This window comes from Streptomyces sp. NPDC048671 (assembly GCF_055587045.1).
Genome location: NZ_JBVJHB010000003.1, coordinates 71,433 through 91,405 on the forward strand (window position 1 = coordinate 71,433; position 19,973 = coordinate 91,405).

The 19,973-nt window shown below is 70.9% G+C and carries 21 protein-coding genes; 4 read left to right on the forward strand and 17 right to left on the reverse strand.

Translation table 11 applies throughout. The annotated features are described in order from the left end of the window. Nucleotides 1–28 precede the first annotated feature (28 nt). Nucleotides 29–1,399, forward strand: coding sequence for a hypothetical protein (locus ACZ6S6_RS07220; RefSeq protein WP_469704288.1), 1,371 nt, complete (start codon nt 29–31; stop codon nt 1,397–1,399). A 10-nt stretch (nt 1,400–1,409) separates the two neighbouring features. Here ACZ6S6_RS07220 and ACZ6S6_RS07225 read toward each other — a convergent pair whose 3' ends face one another. The 3 genes from ACZ6S6_RS07225 to hydA all read right to left on the reverse strand — a co-directional run bounded on the left by ACZ6S6_RS07225 (nt 1,410) and on the right by hydA (nt 4,034). Next, nucleotides 1,410–2,078: a transglycosylase SLT domain-containing protein gene (locus ACZ6S6_RS07225; protein WP_469704289.1), complete on the reverse strand. Its 669-nt coding sequence runs from the start codon at nt 2,076–2,078 to the stop codon at nt 1,410–1,412. Between the two features lie 108 nt (nt 2,079–2,186). Further along, nucleotides 2,187–2,543, reverse strand: a complete 357-nt coding sequence (locus ACZ6S6_RS07230) for an ArsR/SmtB family transcription factor (RefSeq protein WP_362958070.1) — start codon at nt 2,541–2,543, stop codon at nt 2,187–2,189. Between the two features lie 99 nt (nt 2,544–2,642). Beyond that, nucleotides 2,643–4,034: a dihydropyrimidinase gene (gene hydA, locus ACZ6S6_RS07235; protein ID WP_469704290.1), complete on the reverse strand. Its 1,392-nt coding sequence runs from the start codon at nt 4,032–4,034 to the stop codon at nt 2,643–2,645. A gap of 268 nt (nt 4,035–4,302) precedes the next feature. On the opposite strand from hydA, the gene ACZ6S6_RS07240 reads away from it, so the two are divergent. After that, on the forward strand, nt 4,303–5,250 hold the full coding sequence (locus ACZ6S6_RS07240; RefSeq protein WP_469704291.1) for a hypothetical protein: 948 nt from the start codon (nt 4,303–4,305) through the stop codon (nt 5,248–5,250). An 86-nt stretch (nt 5,251–5,336) separates the two neighbouring features. On the opposite strand, the gene ACZ6S6_RS07245 is transcribed toward ACZ6S6_RS07240, so the two are convergent. From ACZ6S6_RS07245 to ACZ6S6_RS07265, 5 genes are all read right to left on the reverse strand, one after another. After that, a complete protein-coding gene (locus ACZ6S6_RS07245) occupies nt 5,337–6,620 on the reverse strand; it encodes an aspartate aminotransferase family protein (RefSeq protein ID WP_469704292.1) in 1,284 nt (427 codons plus the stop codon). Continuing rightward, nucleotides 6,617–7,459 carry a nitrilase-related carbon-nitrogen hydrolase gene (locus tag ACZ6S6_RS07250; RefSeq protein ID WP_362958058.1) on the reverse strand — a complete coding sequence of 281 codons (843 nt, stop codon included), beginning with the start codon at nt 7,457–7,459 and terminating at the stop codon, nt 6,617–6,619. The genes ACZ6S6_RS07245 and ACZ6S6_RS07250 overlap by 4 nt, the downstream gene beginning before the upstream one ends. Before the next feature lie 205 nt (nt 7,460–7,664). Further along, nucleotides 7,665–8,051, reverse strand: coding sequence for a hypothetical protein (locus tag ACZ6S6_RS07255; RefSeq protein WP_469704293.1), 387 nt, complete (start codon nt 8,049–8,051; stop codon nt 7,665–7,667). A gap of 71 nt (nt 8,052–8,122) precedes the next feature. Beyond that, nucleotides 8,123–8,503, reverse strand: coding sequence for a PPOX class F420-dependent oxidoreductase (locus tag ACZ6S6_RS07260; protein WP_469704294.1), 381 nt, complete (start codon nt 8,501–8,503; stop codon nt 8,123–8,125). Between the two features lie 69 nt (nt 8,504–8,572). Beyond that, on the reverse strand, nt 8,573–8,842 hold the full coding sequence (locus ACZ6S6_RS07265; protein WP_362958050.1) for a helix-turn-helix domain-containing protein: 270 nt from the start codon (nt 8,840–8,842) through the stop codon (nt 8,573–8,575). 41 nt (nt 8,843–8,883) lie between these two features. On the opposite strand from ACZ6S6_RS07265, the gene map reads away from it, so the two are divergent. Next, the gene (gene map / locus ACZ6S6_RS07270) at nt 8,884–9,651 is read left to right on the forward strand and encodes a type I methionyl aminopeptidase (protein ID WP_362958047.1); all 768 of its coding nucleotides are present in this window, start codon (nt 8,884–8,886) and stop codon (nt 9,649–9,651) included. Between the two features lie 19 nt (nt 9,652–9,670). On the opposite strand, the gene ACZ6S6_RS07275 is transcribed toward map, so the two are convergent. The 3 genes from ACZ6S6_RS07275 to ACZ6S6_RS07285 form a co-directional block, all read right to left on the reverse strand. Further along, on the reverse strand, nt 9,671–10,483 hold the full coding sequence (locus ACZ6S6_RS07275; RefSeq protein ID WP_469704295.1) for a glycoside hydrolase family 75 protein: 813 nt from the start codon (nt 10,481–10,483) through the stop codon (nt 9,671–9,673). Nucleotides 10,484–10,630: 147 nt separating this feature from the next. Next, nucleotides 10,631–12,439, reverse strand: a complete 1,809-nt coding sequence (gene ggt / locus ACZ6S6_RS07280) for a gamma-glutamyltransferase (protein ID WP_469704296.1) — start codon at nt 12,437–12,439, stop codon at nt 10,631–10,633. Nucleotides 12,440–12,667: 228 nt separating this feature from the next. Next, nucleotides 12,668–13,090, reverse strand: a complete 423-nt coding sequence (locus ACZ6S6_RS07285) for a holo-ACP synthase (protein ID WP_362958039.1) — start codon at nt 13,088–13,090, stop codon at nt 12,668–12,670. A 94-nt stretch (nt 13,091–13,184) separates the two neighbouring features. On the opposite strand from ACZ6S6_RS07285, the gene ACZ6S6_RS07290 reads away from it, so the two are divergent. After that, a complete protein-coding gene (locus tag ACZ6S6_RS07290; protein ID WP_362958036.1) occupies nt 13,185–14,270 on the forward strand; it encodes a branched-chain amino acid aminotransferase in 1,086 nt (361 codons plus the stop codon). Here ACZ6S6_RS07290 and ACZ6S6_RS07295 read toward each other — a convergent pair. From ACZ6S6_RS07295 to ACZ6S6_RS07320, 6 genes are read right to left on the reverse strand one after another with little or no spacing between them, the layout of a single operon-like run. Beyond that, on the reverse strand, nt 14,263–15,648 hold the full coding sequence (locus ACZ6S6_RS07295) for a S8 family serine peptidase (protein ID WP_469704297.1): 1,386 nt from the start codon (nt 15,646–15,648) through the stop codon (nt 14,263–14,265). The two genes, ACZ6S6_RS07290 and ACZ6S6_RS07295, sit on opposite strands and share 8 nt — an antisense overlap. Further along, a complete protein-coding gene (locus tag ACZ6S6_RS07300) occupies nt 15,645–17,231 on the reverse strand; it encodes an amino acid adenylation domain-containing protein (protein WP_469704298.1) in 1,587 nt (528 codons plus the stop codon). Before ACZ6S6_RS07300 ends, ACZ6S6_RS07295 begins: the two co-directional genes overlap by 4 nt. Further along, on the reverse strand, nt 17,228–17,830 hold the full coding sequence (locus ACZ6S6_RS07305; protein WP_362958027.1) for an RBBP9/YdeN family alpha/beta hydrolase: 603 nt from the start codon (nt 17,828–17,830) through the stop codon (nt 17,228–17,230). The genes ACZ6S6_RS07300 and ACZ6S6_RS07305 overlap by 4 nt, the downstream gene beginning before the upstream one ends. Continuing rightward, nucleotides 17,811–18,092: an acyl carrier protein gene (locus tag ACZ6S6_RS07310; protein WP_362958024.1), complete on the reverse strand. Its 282-nt coding sequence runs from the start codon at nt 18,090–18,092 to the stop codon at nt 17,811–17,813. Before ACZ6S6_RS07310 ends, ACZ6S6_RS07305 begins: the two co-directional genes overlap by 20 nt. Before the next feature lie 7 nt (nt 18,093–18,099). Continuing rightward, nucleotides 18,100–19,635, reverse strand: coding sequence for a coproporphyrinogen-III oxidase family protein (locus tag ACZ6S6_RS07315; protein WP_469704299.1), 1,536 nt, complete (start codon nt 19,633–19,635; stop codon nt 18,100–18,102). Between the two features lie 23 nt (nt 19,636–19,658). Next, the gene (locus ACZ6S6_RS07320; protein ID WP_362958018.1) at nt 19,659–19,973 is read right to left on the reverse strand and encodes a 4Fe-4S dicluster domain-containing protein; all 315 of its coding nucleotides are present in this window, start codon (nt 19,971–19,973) and stop codon (nt 19,659–19,661) included.

Genomic DNA, 19,973 nt, shown 5'->3' on the forward strand with positions numbered 1-19,973 from the left:
CCCCCTCGCCCCCTTCAGGAGAACCTCCATGCCTGTCATCACCGGAGCCCGGCCGGCGCTCCGCCCGGCCACGGCCCTGGCCGCGGTGTTCCTGGCCCTCGCCGCGTTCCTGGCACCCGGACCGGCGCACGCCGCCGCCGGCGGAACCGGCGCGGTGGCCGAGGCGCTGAGGAAGAGTCCCGTCTATGTCGACCCACGGGCCGAGAGGCAGCTCCCGAAGGCCGATGCCGACGCACTGGCGAAGAAGATCGAGGACGCGGACCGGCCGGTATTCGTCGCCGTGCTGCCCGAGTCCGCCGAGTTCCCGCAGGCGACCCTGCTGAAGGATCTGCGGTCGCTGACCGGTGTCACCGGTGTGTACGCGGTCCGTCTCGGTGACGGCTTCAACGCGGCCGCCGATGCGCGGGTCATGCCCCGCGACGCCGTCGCCAACCTCAAGGGGGCGACCGGGCGTTCCTCGCCCGAGGACGCCGGGGCGCAGCTGAACAGCTTCGTCGAACAGGCGCTCCAGCAGGCCGGCGGCAGCGCACCGGCCTCCTGGGCGGCGGACGGCGGGGACGACTCGGGCACCGGGCTGCTGGTCGCCGGCGGCGTGGTCGTCGCCGTCGGAGCGGGCGCGTACGCCCTCCACCGCCGGTCGAGGAGGAAGAGGCAGGAGCGCGAGCGCACCGAGCTGGAGGCCCTGCGTGTCGTGGTGGACGAGGACATCACGGCCTTCGGCGAGGAGCTGGACCGCCTCGGCTTCTCGCCGTCGGAGCCGGGTGCCACGGACGACATGCGGCAGGACTACACCCACGCGCTGGACGCCTACGACAGGGCCAAGACACAGATGGCCGGGGCGACCCGTCCCCACGACGTCCAGCAGGTGACCGGGACCCTGGAGCAGGGGCGGTTCACCCTGGCCACCCTGGCCGCCAGGCGCGGCGGTGACCCGCTGCCCGAACACCGGCTCCCGTGCTTCTTCGACCCCCGGCACGGCCCGTCGGCCACCGACGTGCGGTGGGCGCCGCAGGGAGGCACGCCGCGGCCCGTTCCCGCGTGTGCCGCGGATGCCGCGCGCATGGCCGATGGCGGGGAACCGTGGTCCCGGATGGTCGACACCGGCCACGGCAGGCAGCCCTACTGGAACGCGGGCCCCGCCTACACGCCCTGGGCAGGGGGGTACTTCGGCGGCGGGGGCGGGGGCGGCATGCTCGGCGGCCTCCTCGTGGGCACCATGCTCGGCGGTCTGATCAGTGCTCCCTCGGCATTCGCCGGCACCGGCACCCCGGCCGAGGAGCTCCCGGACGGCGGAGATTTCTCGGGCGCCGACTTCAACGCGGCTGACTTCGGAGCGGGCTTCGGGGGCGGGGACTCCGGCAGCGACTTCGGGGGTGACTTCGGCGGCGGGGACTGGTGACCGGCGCCGGTCATGTCCGTAGCGCTGCCGCGGCCCTGGCCCAGTTGGCGTGCAGTCGGTCCAGGTAGGTGCGGGCCTGGCTGCCCGGTTTCACGCCGCGGGCGAACGCGCTCATGTTGCCTGCCCCGGCGTTGTAGCCGAGGGCCGGCAGTTCGTCCCTGGAGTAAGGACCGGCCCACCGGGCGGGCAGCTGGGCGGCGAGGTCGTGCAGGTGCCAGGCGGCCGCCTCGATGGCCAGGTCCCGGTCGTCGGGCAGCTCCTCCCATCTCCGGTCGGCGAAGCCGTGTGCGCGCTTCGTCTCGTCGAAGGCCGCCCGGTGCATGTTCGCGATGCCGAACGAGGCTTCCGGCTTGCCGCGCTGCCAGGCCCGTTCCAGTTCGGGGTCGTGCGGTTTGTACGACTCGTTGTAGAGGATGGCCATCAGCAGCGTGGGGTTGATGCCCGCCTGCCGGGAGTGGGTGCGGACCTGCGTGGCGAAGTCCGCCGGATCGTAGGGGGCGCCGCGTTCCGGTGCGCTCGGGCTGCTGCTCGCGCTGTGCGGCGGGGAGGATGACGCGCCGGACGCGGGGCGGGGCGGGGCGTCAGGCGTGGAGGGGTGGCCGCAACGCGCGAGGCCCCAGACCGCCAGGGCGGCCAACGGTACAGCCAGCCAGCGCCAACACGGCCCGGAATCCGTCATGTTCAGGTCCTTCCAGGGCAGGACGGACGGCTCGTCCCCCGGTGGACGGCCGGCGTCCGGGACGGACCCGACGGCCGCCTCCGACGACGGCCGTGATCACCGGCGGCCTCAGGCGAACAGGTCACGGAGCCGGCGGGACGGTGCCTGCGCCGCGCGGTCGGCCAACTGTCCGACCATCAGCCGCACCACCGTCACCACGTCGGTGTCGTCGACGAAGTAGACCTGCCGCCGGCCCTCCCGCCGGGAGCGCACGAGACCGGCCAGCTTCAGCTTCGTCAAATGCTGGCTCACCGCGGGCAGGGCACCGCCCACGCGCTCCGCCAGCCCCGTCACATCGCTCTCGCCCTGCGCGAGCGTCCAGACGATGTGCAACCGCGCGGGTGACGCCAGCAGTCCGAACGCGGCGGCCGCTTCCGCCAGTACCTCGGCAGGCGGGTCCCCGAAGTCGCCCGCACCTGCCGCCATCGCCGCTCTCCCGCCATCGCCGCTCTCCCGCCTGTGTCGCGCTCCCGAAACCGAGCGGGCCAAGTGTATCGAGGCCACTTGACACCGGCGGCGGCGAATTCAGTTGGCGTACTCACCCATACCCCGTGGCAAGTACGCTCCGTGTCCCGCCTCCCCCACATAGGCACGGTCGTCGATCACCGGAACCCCGCGGGACAGCACCGTCTCCACCCTCCCCGTGACACGCTTGCCCTCGTAGGCCGAGTAGTCGACGTTCATGTGATGCGTTTCGGCGGACAGAACCTGCTCGGCCGCCGGATCATAGATGACGATGTCGGCGTCCGAACCAGGTGCGATCGTGCCCTTCCTCGGATACAGGCCGAACATGCGGGCCGGCGCGGCGCAGGCGATCTCGATCCAGCGGCGGCGGCTGATATGGCCGTCGACAACACCTTGGTGCAGCAGGTCCATGCGGTTCTCCACGCCCGGCATGCCGTTCGGGATCTTCGAGAAGTCCCCCCGCCCCATCTCCTTCTGCCCCTTGAAACAGAACGGACAATGATCCGTGGACACCACCTGCAGATCGTTCGTCCGCAACCCACGCCACAGAGCCTCCTGGTGCTCCCTCGGACGCAGAGGAGTGGAACAGACGTACTTCGCACCTTCGAAATCAGGCTCGGCGAGGTTGTCGGTCGACAGAAAGAGGTACTGCGGGCACGTCTCACCGAACACGGGGAGTCCCTCGTCCCGTGCTCGCGCCAGTTCGGCGACAGCCTCCTGGGCCGAGACATGCACCACATAGAGGGGAGCACCCGTCACTTGGCTCAGCTTGATCATTCGATGCGTGGCCTCCGCTTCGAGCAGCGCCTTGCGGACTTCGCCGTGGTAACGCGGGTCCCTCTCCCCGCGGGCCAGCGCCTGCTCCACGAGTACGTCGATCGCGAGGCCGTTCTCCGCGTGCGTCATCACCAGGCCACCGTTGGAGGCGGCGCGTTGCATGGCTCGCAGGATCTGACCGTCGTCGGAGAGGAAGACTCCCGGGTAGGCGGTGAAGAGTTTGAACGATGTGACGCCGGCCGAGACGAGGCCGTCCATCTCCTTGAGCGAGGACTCGTTCACATCGGACATGATCATGTGAAACCCGTAGTCGATCGCGCACTTTCCATTGGCCTTTTCGTGCCACGCGTCGAGCCCTTCGCCCAGGGACCCGCCCTTGGACTGGATCGCGAAGTCGATGATGGTCGTCGTGCCGCCCCACGCCGCGGCCCGGGTGCCGGTCTCGAACGTATCGGAGGCGAACGTGCCGCCGAACGGCATCTCCATATGGGTGTGGCCGTCGACGCCACCCGGAATCACGTACTTCCCGGCAGCGTCGATGACATGGTCGGCTGTCCACCCATGGCTGTCATGAGTGGCCATGGCCACGACTCGACCACCGTCGATGAGCACATCAACGTGCAACTCGTCGGAGGCCGTGATCACCAGTCCGCCAGTAATGAGAGTGCGTGCCATGGCTTCTGCTCCATTCGCGTCGGATCAACGGCGTTCGCTCATGAACCGTTCCTGCTCGCCCCGTGCGCCCCGATGAGGCACATCGGCATGGGTCTCGTCGGATGCGGTGACGACGGTGCCGCCGCGCGGGTGCGGCGCCGGGCCGAGTCGTACACGCCGGTGCGCCCGGCCCCGGACGGGCGAGTGCCGCGAGTCCGTGCGGGGGAACCCGCCGGACGGCGAGCGGCAGTCCTCCCCGGACCCGGGGGCGGCCGCCTAGCTTCGCTCCATGATCAGAAACGCAGTCATCGCCTCGGTCGTCATGTGTGCGTCGTTCGCCACCTCTCCCCCGGCCACCGGGACCGCCGTCCCGTCCGACGGCTGGCAGCGGGTCGGCTCCGGCATCCTGGGCGGGGTGAGCGGCATGGCAACGGCCGAGGGGGCGCCCGCGGGTCCCGGCCTGGCCGATGCCGTCGTCGTACGGGACAACACCGGGCCCCGCGAGTCCAGGGTGGCGACGGTATGTCTGCGGCCCGGCCAGGACCCGGTGGTCAGGGAACTCCCGTGGTTCGGCGTGCTCCCCGCCGGCCTGGAGGCGCTCGACGCGGTGCCCGGCCGCCCCGGGCACTACATCGCCGTGGCCGGCAGGGGCGATGCCTTCCACATCGTCGTGGCGAACGGCCGGGCGAAGGCCGAGGGCGGCCCCGTAGCGCTGCCGGGCCGGCGCGACGGCGACGATTACGCGGGCTTCGCACTCCACCGCGACAGCTCGGGCAGGACCTTCGCGGTGTGGGCGACGCGGGGCAGCGGCGACCGGCCGGCCGTCGTACGCGCCTCCTCGGTGCGCATCGGCGCGTACGGCCCGGACTTCGGCACCGTCAGCGCGCGGCAGGAGTTCGCGGTGCCGTTCCCGGAGCAGGCCGAGGTGCGGCACATCAGCGACCTGAAAGTCCTCGACGACGGCACCGTCATGGTGTCGTCGGCCTCGGACCCCGGCGTGGACGACGGGCCGTTCACCTCCGCCGTCTACGACGCCGGCCGGCTCACCGTCAACGTGGCCCATGACGCCGTGCTGCGCCTGAAGCCGGAGTCCGGCCTCGTCCCGCTCACCCTCTTCACCGAGCGGGACAACCGGAAGATCGAGGCCATCGCCTTCCTGCCCGGCCGGCACGCGATCTGGGGCACCGACGACGAGGAGAACGGGGGCTCCGTGAAGTTCGACCGCGCCGGACGGTAGCCCGACGGGCGGAATCGGCCTTGCCCGGCCGCGCCGCACCGGCGGCGCCCCCGCACCGGTACCGGGAGCGCCGCACATCCGCGGGCTCACCCCGCCGCTTGCAGCGCGTCGGCGAGGATCTCCGCACCCTCTTCCGCCTCCGGGATGGAGAGCGAGAGAGGCGGGGCGATGCGCAGGACGCTGGTGTTGTGGCCGCCGCCCTTGCCCAGGAGGAGGCCGCCCTCGCGGGCCGCCTCCAGGACGGCCGAGGCCGCCTCGGGGTTCGCCTCGTCCGTGCCGGGCTTCACCAGCTCGATCCCGATCATCAGGCCCCGGCCGCGCACCTCCCGGACGCACTCCGAGCCGGCGGCGATCGCCCGCAGCCGCTCGATGAGCAGCCCGCCGACCCGGCGGGCGTTGCCCTGGAGATCGTGTTCGAGGAGGTACGAGAGGTTGGCGAGGCCGGCGGCCATGGTGACCGGGGAACCGCCGAACGTCGAGATGGAGTTGGCGTCCAGGCAGTTCATGACGTCGGCGCGGGCGATGACACCCCCGATCGACATGCCGTTGCCGATCCCCTTGGCGAAGGTGACGATGTCCGGCGGACCGCTGCCCCCGTGCGCCTGCCAGCCCCAGAAGTGCTCGCCGGTACGCCCCCAGCCGGTCTGCACCTCGTCGGAGATCCACAGGATGCCGTGCCGGTCCAGGACTTCGCGGAACGCCGCGTACAGCCCGTCGGGCGGTGAGGTGAACCCGCCCACGCCCTGGATGGGTTCGGCGATGAGCGCGGCGGCGTCCCTGGTGTGGCCGAGCAGATCCTCCAGGTCCGCCACGCAGGCCGCGATGAACTCCCCGTCGCTCAGGTGCGCGTACGGTCCACGGCTGCGGACGCCCCCGTGCACGTACAGCGTCTGGAGCGGCGACAGACCGGTGGGCGACCACGCGTGGTTGCCGGTGACGGAGACCGCGGAGAAGGACCGGCCGTGGTAGCTGTTGCGCATCGCGAGGATCTGGTTCGACCTGCGGTACGCGGTGGCGAGCAGCAGCGCCGTGTCGTTCGCCTCGGTGCCGGAGGTGGTGAAGAAGACCCGGGCGTCCGGGATGCCGGAGAGGGAGACGAGGCGCTCGGCGAGCTCGACCATCGGCCGGTTCAGATAGAGCGTGGAGGAGTGGATGATCCGCCCGGCCTGCTCGGTGACGGCCTTGGTGACCTCGGGCAGCGCGTGGGCGGTCATGGTGGTGAGGATGCCGCCGAAGAAGTCGAGGTAGCGGTTGCCGTCCGCGTCCCAGACGTGGCGGCCCTCGCCGTGGGTGATCTCCAGCGGGTGCCGGTAGTAGAGCGCCATCCAGTCGGGGCTGACCGCGAGGTGGCGATGGTGCAGGCTGCTCACGGCTCCACCAGTCCCTCGTACGCGTCGGGGCGGCGGTCCCGGTAGAACGCCCACTGCTGGCGGACCTCGTCGATGAGCCCGAAGTCGAGGTCGCGGACGAGGAGTTCCTCGGCCTTGTCGCTGGCGACGTCCCCGACGAACTGACCGCGCGGGTCGACGAAGTAGCTGGTGCCGTAGAAGTCGTTGTCGCCGTACTCCTCCTGGCCGACCCGGTTGATCGCGGCGATGAAGTACTCGTTGGCGACGGCGGACGCCGGCTGTTCCAGCTGCCAGAGGTAGCCGGAGAGACCACGTGAGGTCGCCGACGGGTTGTACACCAACTGGGCTCCGTTGAGTCCGAGTTGACGCCACCCCTCGGGGAAGTGCCGGTCGTAGCAGATGTAGACGCCGACCTTGCCCACCGCTGTGTCGAAGACCGGCCAGCCGGCGTTTCCGGGCTTGAAGTAGTACTTCTCCCAGAATCCCTTGACCTGCGGGATGTGGTGCTTGCGGTACTTGCCGAGGTACGAGCCGTCGGCATCGATCACGGCGGCGGTGTTGTAGTAGAAGCCGGACTGCTCGACCTCGAAGACCGGGACGACGATCACCATGCCGGTCTCCCGGGCCAGTTCCCGCATCCGCTGCACGGTCGGGCCCTCGGGCACGGCCTCGGCCCAGCGGTAGTGCTCGGGGTCCTGTACCTGGCAGAAGTAGGGGGCGTTGAACACCTCCTGGAAGCCGATGATCCCCGCCCCCTGCCGGGCGGCCTCGCGGGCATGCTCCTCATGCTTGGCGATCATGGATTCGGTGTCGCCGGTCCAGGTCGCCTGGACGAGTGCGGCGCGTACGACGTGGGACATGAGCTGCTCCTTCGACGCGGCGTCAGAGAGCCTCTTGGCAGTTTCTACGCCCGTAGACACGTGCGTAGAGGAGAACGTAAGCCCCGCCACACAGCGGGGCAAGACCATCGCCGTGAACCAGCGGAGTCGATCATGTTTCACACCCGTGCGGTCCAGCCCGGAGAACCGGGGCGGTGGGGCAGGTCCCGGCGCTGTCCGATCCCCGTTACGCGCAGCGCGTGCACCACGTCCGCTCCCGCGCCCCGGACACCCCACGGGCCGCCGCCAGCAGTCGCGGTACGAGACGGCGCGGATCGCCCTCCGCGATCCTGGCCGCGTCCCGCCGGAGTTCCGCCGCCAGCACCGGCAACCGGTCCGCGGGCAGCCCGGCCGCCTCGCAGAGCACCCCGTGCGCCTCCCCCCTGCGGCCCTCCGTCCGCAGCCGGAGCAGGGCCGCGACGGTGTCCTGGGCCGACTTCAGCGCCACGGGGTCCAGAGCGGCGGCACCACGCGCGGCCGGGTCCTCGTTCACGCCCGGCGCGCCGCCGAACCGGGCGCCGCGCGGCTTTCTGCGCACGGGCGGGGCGGGGGCGGGCGTGGCGAGGGCGGGCATGGCAGGGGCAGGCTCGGGTTCCGACGCGGCTTCGGCGGCGAGTGTCCCCGGCGGCGCGGGTGTTCCGGGGCTCAGAAGGTGACGGCGATCCCGATGTGCGGCCGCTTGCCGAGCCGGACGATCGTCGCCGGGTAGTCCAGCAGCCAGTACTTCCAGGTGTACTTGCGGCTGATGGCCCGGCGCACGGCATTGGTGCCCTCGGCGTCGAGCAGCCGGCCGGTCCCCTCGGCGCTCGGGGCGCCCTGAGCGATCCGGCCGCGGACATCACAGACGGTGACGAGGACGCGGCTGTCGTTGCGCAGCCGCTTGACCTTCCACGAATCGGCCTTGGTCCAGATGAGCAGCTCGTCGCCGTCGACGGCCGCCCAGACCGGCGTGGCGACGGGCGTGCCGTTCTTCCGGTACGTGGTGAGGCTGACGTACTCGCTTCGGGCGAACTCCTGGAGGCTCATGGCGCAACCCTACGCACCGGCGCGGGTGCGGTACGCGGGCGCCTCCGGCACGCCCCGCTCCCGCCACCGCTACCCGGCCAACGGGACGACGTCCGGCTCGGGGGCGCAGCGCAGGAGCAGCTCGTCCATCGAGAGGCCGAGCGCGCCCGCCAGTGCCGCGACGGTGAAGAAGGCGGGGGTGGGGGCGCGGCCGGTCTCGATCTTGCGGAGCGTCTCGGCCGAGATTCCGGCGCTGCGGGCGATGTCGACCATGCTGCGGCGGCCGCGCGCCTCGCGGAGCAGGCGGCCGAGCCGCTCGCCTCGCAGGTGCTCTTCTGGGGTCAGGGGCGTTCGTACCATGCCGTCATTCTAATACCGCCTGAACCGGTATAGTAATTGGCATGGTGCAACTCAAGACAGACACATCCATCGAAGCCATGCGCGAGGCCGGCCGGGTCGTGGCGCAGATTCTGGCGGCCACCCGGGACGCGGCGGTGGCCGGCGTCTCACTGCGGGAACTCGACGAGGTGGCCCGCGGCGTCCTGCGCGAGGCGGGCGCCGGGTCACCGTTCCTCAACTACCGGCCGGACTTCGCCCCGGTCCCGTTCCCCGGCGTGATCTGCACGTCGGTCAACGACGCGGTCGTGCACGGAATCCCGACGGACCTGCGGCTGCGCGACGGCGATCTGGTGAGCATCGACGCGGGTGCGAAGCTCGGCGGCTGGGTCGGGGACTCGGCGATCAGCTTCACCGTCGGCCGCGCCCGGCCCGCGGACACCCGGCTGGTCGAGACGGCGTTCGCGGCGCTGGACGCGGGCATCGCGGCGGCCGTCGTCGGCAACCGGATCGGTGACATCGCGCACGCGGTCGGCCGGGTCTGCCGTACGGCCGGCTACGGCATCCTGGAGGGGTTCGGCGGCCACGGCGTGGGCCGGTCCATGCACGAGGACCCGGGCGTCCCCAACGAGGGACGACCGGGCCGCGGGATGCCGTTGCGGCACGGAATGGTGCTGGCCATCGAACCGATGCTGCTCGGCGGCGGCCTGGACACGTTCCACACCGACCCGGACGGCTGGACGCTGCGCACGTCCGACGGCAGCAGGGCCGCCCACGCCGAGCACACGGTGGCGATCACGGACGACGGCCCCAGAATCCTGACCGCGCTGTGAAAGCCACCGCGGACACGACCTAGTTGTTCTGCAGGAACTCCTTGGCCAGGGCGTCCCCGGCGGTCACCGCCGCGTCGTGGCTCTCGATCGGAGACACCTCGGAGTTCTTGAACAGGATGTACGTGACTCCGGATTCGGCGCCGCCCGTCTCCGGGTCGGGGTCGATGCCGAGGGCCTTCGCCGTGGCGTACGAGGCCTCACCGATGATCTTGTCGGGGCCGGTGTCGCCGACGACGGCGTACTCCACCTTGCCGCCGTAGATGACGGCGACGACGCCGCCGCCCTTGATCCCGGCGCTGCTGTAGTTCCAGATGCCGCTGCTGCTCGGCACGACGACGTACGGCAGCTTCTCCGCACTCAGCGGCTTGTCGCCCGAGGTGTGGAACGCGGTGTCGTCCTGGAACCACGGGTCGGTGTCCGTGTTGCAGGCGGTGGTCACCTGCCCGTCGCAGTCGATGTCCATGTCGGCCTTCCAGAACACCGCACCGTTCTTGCCGCAGACCGGCACCGTGGCCGATGTCTCCTCGTCCGTACGGTACTTGCCGTTCGAGATCTGCGAACAGGACGAGACCTTGGCCAGCAGGTCGGCCGCGCTGACGGAGCCCTCCCTGACGCCGGAGCCGGAGCCGGTGCCGCCGGAGGGGCCGTCGTCGGACAGCCGGGCGGTATGGGCGACGGTTTCGAGGTGCACCGCACCCGAGTGCGCGTTCCGTGCCGTCGCGGGAGCGGCGGAGGGGGAGAGCGAGCCGCCGGGGGCGGCCTGTGTCAGCGATCCGGCCGCGAGCAGAGCGGCGCCGGAGGCTGCGGCGAGGGCAAGCGTTCGCATACGCATGGTGGGGGGTGCCCTTCTGTTAGGAAAGTTTCCTTACCGAGATGCCAAGATGCTCCCCCAGGCATGTTCACGTCAATAGCCCGGAGGGCCGGCCGCCGCGTTCACCACGCGACGACCGGCCCCCCGTGTCTTGTTGTCGACGGCCCGTCAGGACCGGCCGGCCGGCCTCACCACCATGGCCGAACCGCCACCCCGCCGCTCCGGCTCGGCGGCCGCGAGCCATCGCCCGTCCGGCAGCCGCTGCACACCCGTCGCCGCACCGATCTCCGGGTTCGGCTTGAAGACATGCCCCAGGGCTTCGAGTCGCGCCCGCACCGGGCTGTCCCACAGCCCCGGTTCGAGCTCCGTCGTCGCGGCGTTGCGCTGGCTGGCGCGGGGCGCCGCGATGGCGTCCACCAGGGAGAGCCCCCGGTCGACCTTGCCGATCAGGGACTGCAGCACCGTCGTGATGATCGTGGCGCCGCCCGGCGAACCCAGGGCCAGCACGGGCTGCCCGTGCTTCATCACGATGGTCGGCGAGATCGACGACCTCGGCCGCTTGCCCGGACCCGGCAGGTTCGGGTCGTGGACGGCCGGGTCGGCGGGCGCGAACGAGAAGTCCGTCAGCTCGTTGTTGAGCAGGAAGCCGCGCCCCGGCACGGTCATCCCGCTGCCGCCGGTCTGCTCGATCGTCAGGGTGTACGCGACGACGTTGCCCCACTTGTCGGCGGTCGTCAGGTGAGTGGTGTTCTCCCCCTCGTACGTCGTCGGCGCGGCCTTCCCACCGGTGGCGCACTCCGCCGGGTGGCGGGGGTCACCCGGCGCGAGCGGGCTGGTCAGCACCGCGTCGTCCTTGATCAGGCACTCCCGCGAGTCGGCGAAGCGCTGGCTGAGCAGCCCCTTCGTCGGCACGTCCTCGAACTTCGGGTCGCCGACCCAGCGCCCCCGGTCGGCGAACGCGATCCGGCTCGCCTCGATGTAGCGATGCAGGTACCGCGCCTCGCTCGCCCTGGAAAGGTCCGTGGACTCAAGGATGTTGAGGGCCTCGCCCACCGTCGTACCACCGGAGGAGGACGGCGCCATGCCGTACACGTCGAGCCCCCGGTAGCCGGTCTTCGTCGGCGCCTGTCGCAGCGCCCGGTAGGAGCGCAGGTCCTTCGTGGTCAGGTCGCCCGGCCGCACCACGCGGGAGGACTTGGGGTCGACGGGCGGATTGCGCACCGTCCGCACGACATCCTCGGCCAGCTTGCCCCGGTAGATCTCGTCGAGGCCCTTGCGGCCGACCTCCTCATAGGTGCGGGCCAGATCCGGGTTCTTGAACACCGAGCCGACCACCGGCAGTTGACCACCGGGCAGGAAGAGCTTCCGGGTCGCCGGGAAGTCGGCGAACCTGGCCTGATTGCCCTCGGTCTGGGAACGGAACGTGCTGTCGACGACGAAGCCGTCCCGGGCGAGGCGCTCGGCCGGTTTCAGCACCTGACGGAGCGGTTTGCTGCCCCAGGTGTCGAGTGCCGTCTCCCAGGTGGCGGGGGTGCCTGGGGTGCCGACGCCGAGTCCGCTGGTGACGGCGTCGTCGAAGGCGAGCGGCTTCCCGTTCTCCATGAAGAGCGAGGAGTCCGCGCTGCGCGGCGCGGTCTCCCGGCCGTCGATGGTCTGAACGGTACGGGTCCTGGCGTCGTAGTGGACGAAGTAGCCACCACCGCCCAGCCCCGCCGAGTACGGCTCGGTCACCCCGAGCGCCGCCGCGGTCGCCACCGCCGCGTCCGCGGCGTTGCCGCCCTTGCGGAGCACCTCGATACCGGCGGCGGTCGCGTCGGCGTCGACGCTGGAGACCGCTCCCCCGTATCCCACCGCGACCGGGGACTTGGCCGGCGGTGCGACCGGTGGCGCGGACGCGGACGGGGCTGCCGCCCCGACCGACGCGACCACGGCGAGAACACCTAAGAACGACACATTCCGCGCGACGGAACGTCGCATGCGCACCTCCAGTGAAGGATCGTCCGCGCAGGGTAGCGCCGCCCCGGCCGCCCCGTCAGGACCGCCTCGAACTTGAGGCCGAATGCCCGCCAACATGCCCGCCCATGACTGACGGCGTACGCGACATCGTGCCGGGCGTGATACCCGCCGGCATCAGTACCGCCCGCCGGCGTTACCGACCCCCGCGGGAACGCCCGGAACCGCGCGGCAGAGTCCCCACCCGCGAGTTCACGCCTCGTCCCCGACCCCTGCCACCATCGCGTGCGCCTGCGTCGCCGTATGCGTGAGGCTGATCAGCCAGATGCGGACGCCCGCCGCTTCCGCCAGCGCCGCCGCCCGGCCCGTGAGGTGGAGGGAGGGCTTCCCCTCCGGGGCCCGCCGGACCTCGATATCGGTGAGCGGCGCACCGGCGAGGCCCGTACCCAGTGCTTTCAACACCGCTTCCTTGGCCGCGAACCGAACCGCGTACCGCTCGGCCGGGTCCTTCATGATGTCGCAGTAGGCGCGCTCCGCAGGGGTGAACACCTTGGCCCCGAAAGAAGGCCGGCGGGCGAGCACGCTCCGCATCTCCGCCACGTCCGCCAAGTCCGTTCCTACGCACAGGACTCGCCTGCCGACCAGGCGTTCTGTCCATGTCGTGTGAGGCGCCACTCCGGTATCCTCTCTCCTTGCCGCCTGCCCGGCCGCAGGCCAACGTGCCTGCCGCCAACCAACAGTGCACCACGGAACCGAGAGGGTCCCTGCGATGAGTGTGCGGTTCACGGTCGAGGCCAATCCCAGCCCGGCGAGTCGCGCCCGTCGCGCCGAGATCCTGGAAGACCCCAAGTTCGGCAAGTACTTCACCGATCACATGGCCCGTGTCGTGTGGACGAAGGACGGCGGCTGGCGGGACGCCGCCGTCGTGCCGTTCGCCCCCATCCCGATGCATCCGGCAGCCGCCGTCCTGCACTACGCGCAGGAGATCTTCGAGGGCATGAAGGCCTACCGCCATCCGGACGGCTCGGTGTGGACCTTCCGGCCCGAGGCCAACGGCAAGCGCTTCAACCGCTCGGCCCGCCGGCTGGCCCTGCCCGAGCTGCCCGTCGAGGTCTTCCTCGACTCCGTCACCGAACTGGTGCGCGCCGACCGCGACTGGGTGCCCGGCCAGGGCGAACAGAGCCTCTACCTAAGGCCGTTCATGTTCGCCTCCGAGGCGTTCCTCGGTGTGCGGCCCGCGGCCGAGGTCACGTACATGGTCATCGCCTCGCCGGTCGGCCCGTACTTCTCCGGCGGTGTGAAGCCCGTCTCCATCTGGCTCTCCGGTCAGTACACCCGAGCCGGGCGCGGCGGCACCGGCGCGGCGAAGTGCGGCGGCAACTACGCCGCCGGCCTCGCGCCCATGCTGGAGGCCGATGAGCACGGTTGCGACCAGGTGTGCTTCCTGGACGCCACCGAGGGGCGGTACGTCGAGGAACTCGGCGGTATGAACCTGTACTTCGTCACCCGCGACGGGCGTCTCATCACGCCTGAGCTCGGCACCATCCTGGAGGGCGTCACCCGCGCCTCCGTCCTCACCCTCGCCAAGGATCTCGGTCTCGACGTCGAGGAGCGGCCCGTCGACATCCGCGAATGGCGGGAGGGCGCCCGCACCGGCGACATCCGCGAGGTGTTCGCCTGCGGCACCGGCGCCGTCGTCACTCCCGTCGGCCGCCTCGTCTGGGAGGACGGCGAGGTGACCGCCCCGGACACCGGCGCCGAGGACTCGATCACCATGAAGCTGCGCCGCAGCCTCGTCGACATCCAGTTCGGGCGCGCCGAGGATCAGTACGGCTGGATGCGACGCCTCATCTGAGCCCGGTCGCCGCGGGCAGCGAGGCGGTGAGCAGGCCATGGCCCACCGCCTCGTTCGGGCAGGTCCCGCCGCAGTCGTCACCGGTGAGCGTCCGCCCCCGCGTCACCGGCAGACAGGCGTCCGCCAGGTCCGCGGCGGTCAGCGCACGGCCCTTGCCGATGCCCTGCTGCACCGCGAGCGCCACCACCCCGGCCGCGTACGCAGTCGCTCCCGATGTTCCGCTGGACACCAGCCAGCCGTCGTCGGGGGCGGTGCCGTCGTACGCGCTGTTACGACGGTCGAACATGCACCCCGGCTGGGTCGGGAACACCACGTAGTCGCCGTTGGGCAGCATGCCGCAGGGCCCGGACAGGTCGGGGACCCGCCGGCCGGGGAAGACGTCCGAGCGGTAGCTGGACGCCAGGTCGGCGGCCTGCCTGCGCCCGTCCGGCCCCACATGGACCCCGCCGACCGTGATCGCGTCCGGGGTCGCCACCGACTGGAACATGGCGGTACGCCGGTCCGTGGAACCGTTGCCGGCGGCGAACAGGACCGTGATCCCGCGCCGCACCGCGTTCGCGACCTCCAGGTGGAGGTGCGGCTCCGCGCGCAGGGTGCCCCAGCTGCACGAGATGACGTCCGGGGCCAGCTCCACCGCCCGCTGGAAGGCCGCCAGCGGGAAGGAGAAGCTTTCGCAGGCCATCTTGACCATGGTGAGGTCGGCCCCCGGCGCGACCGCGAGCAGCAGCGCCGACATGGCGGTGCCGTGGCCGCGTTCGTCCACGGCGGGATCGAGGGCGGACAGCGCGGGGAGGACCGTCGTGCGGTAGCCGTGGGCGCGGTGGTGCGGATGGTCGTACAGACCGGTGTCCACCATCACGACCCGGACCCCGTCGCCCCGGACACCGGCCGCGTGCGGCCGGCCGGCGCCCGCGAGGCGCACCGCGTCCTCGGGCAGCCGCAGATACCGGGCGTCGCGAGGGAGGGGCGGGGTGGCGCCGACGCCCAGCTCGAAGCCCGCCCGGGGGACCCGTACCTCCGCGACCAGCTCGGGGTGGAGCCGGGAGCGGAGCGGGCCGGCGGCGGCGAACTCGTGGCGGACCGTCTCCCGGATGTACTTGTTCCGCACCGGCCGCACCGGGTGGCCGAAGACCTCCGCCAGCAGGGCGGGGGCGCCGGAGACGGTGATGCCCACCTCGGTCCGGGCCTCGACGCCGAGCCCCTCGCGGGCGTACGCGCCGGCCAGCCGGTCCACGGTGCCGGGCGCCGGAAGGAACTCCTCCGCCCGGTGCCGCAGGAGCAGCGCGGGTTCGTCGCCGAGTGCGAGACCGGTGGCCGAGCGGGGCACGACCGTCAGCACGCCGCACCGCTCGAAGCGGGCCAGCTCCGCGTCGGTCACCTGGACTCCGTCCCGTTTCCGGCCGCGTCCGCTGTCGCCCGCAGCCGGTCGCGGTCGAGCTTGCCGGACGGCGTCAGGCTCACGTCCCCGTCGGCCAGGAACTCGATGCGGGCCGGCAGCATGTAGTCGGGCAGCCGCAGCGCGAGCTCCCGGCGCAGCCCCTCCTCGCGCGGGCCCGTGCCGCCGTCCTGCCGGCCCAGGACGAAGAGCATGATCGCCCGGCCGGTCAGCGGGTGGGCCACCGGGACCGCGCAGCAGTCCGTCACCCCGTCCACGGCCAGCGTCGCCGCTTCCACCTCGGAGAGGTGGACGAGGTTGCCGTTGATCTTCAGGGCGTCGTCGCGGCGCCCCAGGAAGACCAGGGCGCCGTCCTGCGGCCGCCGGCGCACGTAGTCGCCGGAGCGGTAGTACCGGCCCCCGGCGCCGGCCGGGAGCTCGACCACGGACCGGGCGGTGCGCTCCGGCTCGCCGCAGTAGCCCGCCATCACCTGCGCTCCGCCGATGAGGAGTTCGCCGGTCTCCCCGTCCTGGACCGGCCGCAGCTCGTCGTCCACGACGAGCACGTCGACGGCCGGCAGCGGATGGCCGATGGGCAGGAACTCCTCGCCGTCCTTGCCCGGGGCGTCGGTGAGGAAGAGCGTCGCGCTGTGCGTGGTCTCGGTGGGCCCGTACCCGTGCACGTACCGCAGTCCCGGTACGAGGGCGGAGAACGCCTCCAGGACCGACACCGGGCACGACTCGCCGCCGAACCACAGCCGCCGCAGCGAGCCGAGGTCGCGCCGCCCGGCGTCGCTGAACCGGCTCACCAGCATCCGGATCACGGACGGCACGAGCAGCGTGTCGGTGATCCGCCACTCCTCGACGGCCCGGGTGACCTGGGTGGGCATGCGCAGCCGGGGCAGCAGATGGACGCTGCCGCCGACCAGGAAGGTCGACCACAGATCCACGACGGAGGCGTCGAAGAAGAGCGGCGCCACATTGAGGAAGCGCATGCCGTCCTCGAAACCGACGGTCTCCTGCACCCCGGCCAGCAGGGCGCACATCGACCGGTGGCTGATCACGACGCCCTTGGGCGAGCCGGTCGAGCCGGAGGTGAAGACGACGTACGCGTGGTCGTCGGGGCTCCGGCCCGCCACGCCGGCCGGCCTCGGCCCGGCCTCGGCCGAGGGGTCCCAGCCGGTGCCGGCGTCCACGGGGTCCGCGCCCACCGTGACCACAGCCCCGGCCGGCGCGCCTTCGAGCAGTTCCCGGTAGGCGGGCTGGACCAGGGTGGCCGTGGGCGCGCACTTGCCGAGCAGCAGCGCGATCCGGGCCGCCGGCAGCGACTCGTCCAGCGGTACGTAGCGGGCGCCGAGCCGCAGGGCGGCCCACATGACCGCCACCGAGGCGGCGGACTTGTCCATCACCATCGCGACGGTGCCGCCCCGGCCCACGCCGAGCCCGGCGAGGAGGTCGGTCAGGGCCTGGACGCGCCGGGCGAGGGTCCGGTACGAGACCTGCTCGCCGGTCTCCAGGTCCACGACGGCCGTGGCCGCGCTGTCCCGCCGCCGCTCAAGAAGCTCGTCGGCGAGCATGACGTTCATCGTTCCTCCAGGCGAGTCCCGTCGAGGCGGCGGCGGATCGCCTCCAGCAGCTCCGGGAAGGTGTCCATCCGCTGGTCGTACGAGCCGAAGTGGCCCATGCCGTGCATGGCGTTGAACGTACTCCCGGTCAGCTCGTGCAGTTCCTCGGCGACCTCGAAGGGCACCCAGGGATCGTCCTTCGAGTGGAACTGCTCGATGAACGACTGGTTGGCGCGGATCGCGTCCCAGTCCCAAGGGGTGTCGAAGAAGCCGCTGCGCCGCTCCAGTTCGAAGCCGCAGTCGTGGTGGTGGCCGGCGACGGCGAAGGTGCCGAGGAGCGGCGCCTTCTCCGCGTACCGGAAGGCGGCCAGCGCGCCGGACGAGTGGCCGACGATGACCGTCCTCCCGTCCGGGCGGATGACGTCGGTGAGGTAGGGCAGCCAGTACCGCATCCGGCCCTTGATGGGGTCGGGGAAGGTCTCGGCCACCACCTCGGCGCCGAGGGCCTCCAGTTCCCGCTTGAGATACGGGAACCAGATGCCCTCGACGCTCGCTCCGGCGTTCCCGTGGATCAGCACCACGCGCACGTCCGGACGGATCTCAGACAGGGGACACCTCATCTTCGAGGAGTTCCTCCAGGAGACCGGCGAGGGAACCCAGCGTCGCGAAGTTCTCCGTCGTCAGCAGCTCGGGTTCGAGCTCGATGTCGTAGAACGTCTCGAAGCCCAGGGTCAGTTCGATCATCTGGGTCGAGTTGAGCGCCAGACCGCCGTTGAACAGCGGGGTGTCGGAGTCGAGTTCGACCAGCTGCGCCGGGAAGATGTAGGCGATCACCCCACGGAGGTCGTCCTCGATCTCCTTCTGGGTCTTGCGGGTGTCCACCGGCGGATCAGCTCCCCTCGGGCTTGGCGGAGGTGCTCTCCTTGGTGATCTCCTGCGCCGACTTCGGGCGCGTCTGGAGGAAGAGCGGGGTGCGCGGGATGTTCTGCGCGTCCTGGTGGAAGGGGTTGCGCTTGTTCTTCAGCGACAGGTACATCGTGCGCCGGGCGCGGGCCTTCTCCTCGTCCGAGTAGAAGAGGAAGGCGATGTTGCCGGCGTTCTCCCGGCCGACCTCGGTGAGGGTCAGGTCCTCGTCGGTCTCGATCGCGTAGCCCCCTTCGACCAGCCAGTCCACCTCGCGGCGGTACTTCTCGAAGTTGCCGACGTCACCCTTGCGGACACTGCCGAAGACCGGGAAGAAGACCATGACCCGGTTCTCGACCTCGTCCTCCGAGCAGATGCGGCCCTGCTCGATCGGGATGATGCCTTCCTCGACCTCCCGCATCCACCGCTCGACATCGGTGTGGTTGCGGTAGCTGCGCTCGCCCATGTAGTTCTCGGCGGCCGGACCGATGCCGAGGGTGTAGCTGGCGCGGTAGCCGTTGCCGCCGCAGGCGTGGTTGAGGCCGATCTCGCCCGCGTCGTCGAGGTGGGTGAAGAAGTTGATCAGGAGCTGCTTGTCGTAGCCGTACGCGGCCAGACCGTCCTTGATCTGCCGGTACTGATCCCGCTCGATGGCGCCCGACGGCTTCACCTCGGCGACCTTGCCGGCCCGGATCTGCTGGTCGAGGCGGGTGCCCTCCCACTGGTTGAAGCGGTACGTCTGCACGAAGCTGGGGCGCAGCTCGCCGCAGATGCCTTCCAGGTCCCGGGCCAGGACCTCGTCGTCCTGCCCCGGCAGGTTGTACATGAGGTCCAGGGCGAAGGTGCGGATGCCGGCCTTGCGGATGTTCTCGGCGGTCTGGTGGACCTGCTCGACGCTGGCCTTGATGGTGAGCTTGCGACGGATGTCCTCGTCGAGGGTCTGTACGCCGAAGGAGATGCGGGTGATGCCGAGTGACTTCAGCATCTCGATGTAGCCGTCCTTGGAGAGCCCGAGCGGGCTGCCCTCCAGGGAGATGCCGTCGACCTCGCTCAGGTCGAACTCGCGGTGGACGGCCTCCAGGATGGTGGCCATCGACTCCTGCTCCAGGGCGGACGGCGTACCGCCGCCGAACTGGACGTACTTGACCTTCGTCCCCTCGAAGTACTTCGAGCGGGCGTTGCGCTGGATCTCCTTGACCATCGCCTGGACGAAGCGCTTCTGCCGCTCGCCCTGGTACTTCGCCGCCGACTCCTTGAAGCAGGCGCAGAAGTTGCAGAAGGCCTCGCAGAACGGGATGTGGAAGTAGAGCAGGATGTCGGTCTGCTCCGGGTGGGACTGGCGGTCCAGGAACGAGAAGTACTCCGCCTTCTTGCCCTCGGAGTCGAGGGCGTCCTGGAAGGCGCAGATCTTCGGGTAGAACCAGGTGACGTTGGTGCGCTTCTCGGGGCTCTCGAACTCGTCCTTCAGATAGAAGTTCGAGTCGAGGCCCAGCATGAAGGGGTTCTCGACGTGGGTCGTCATGACCTAGGCTCCCGCTCTTTGGGTCAGGAAGGCTGGCTGGAGGGCTCGGCGGTGCCCTCGGCGGGCTCGCCCCTGGTGCCCCGGCTCTCGAAGATGACCGGGTACTTGCTGCTCATCTCGCCGTTGATCTCGATCCACTGGAGCTTGTCCTCCGGCAGGTCGATGTCCACCCAGATCGCCTCGGGCGGGCACTCGGAAACGCACGCGTTGCAGTCGATGCATTCCTCGGGGTTGATGTAGAGCATCTCGGGACCCTCGTGGAAACAGCTCACGGGGCAGACGTCCACACAGTCCGTGTACTTACAGCCCACGCATTCGTCGGTGACGACATACGCCAT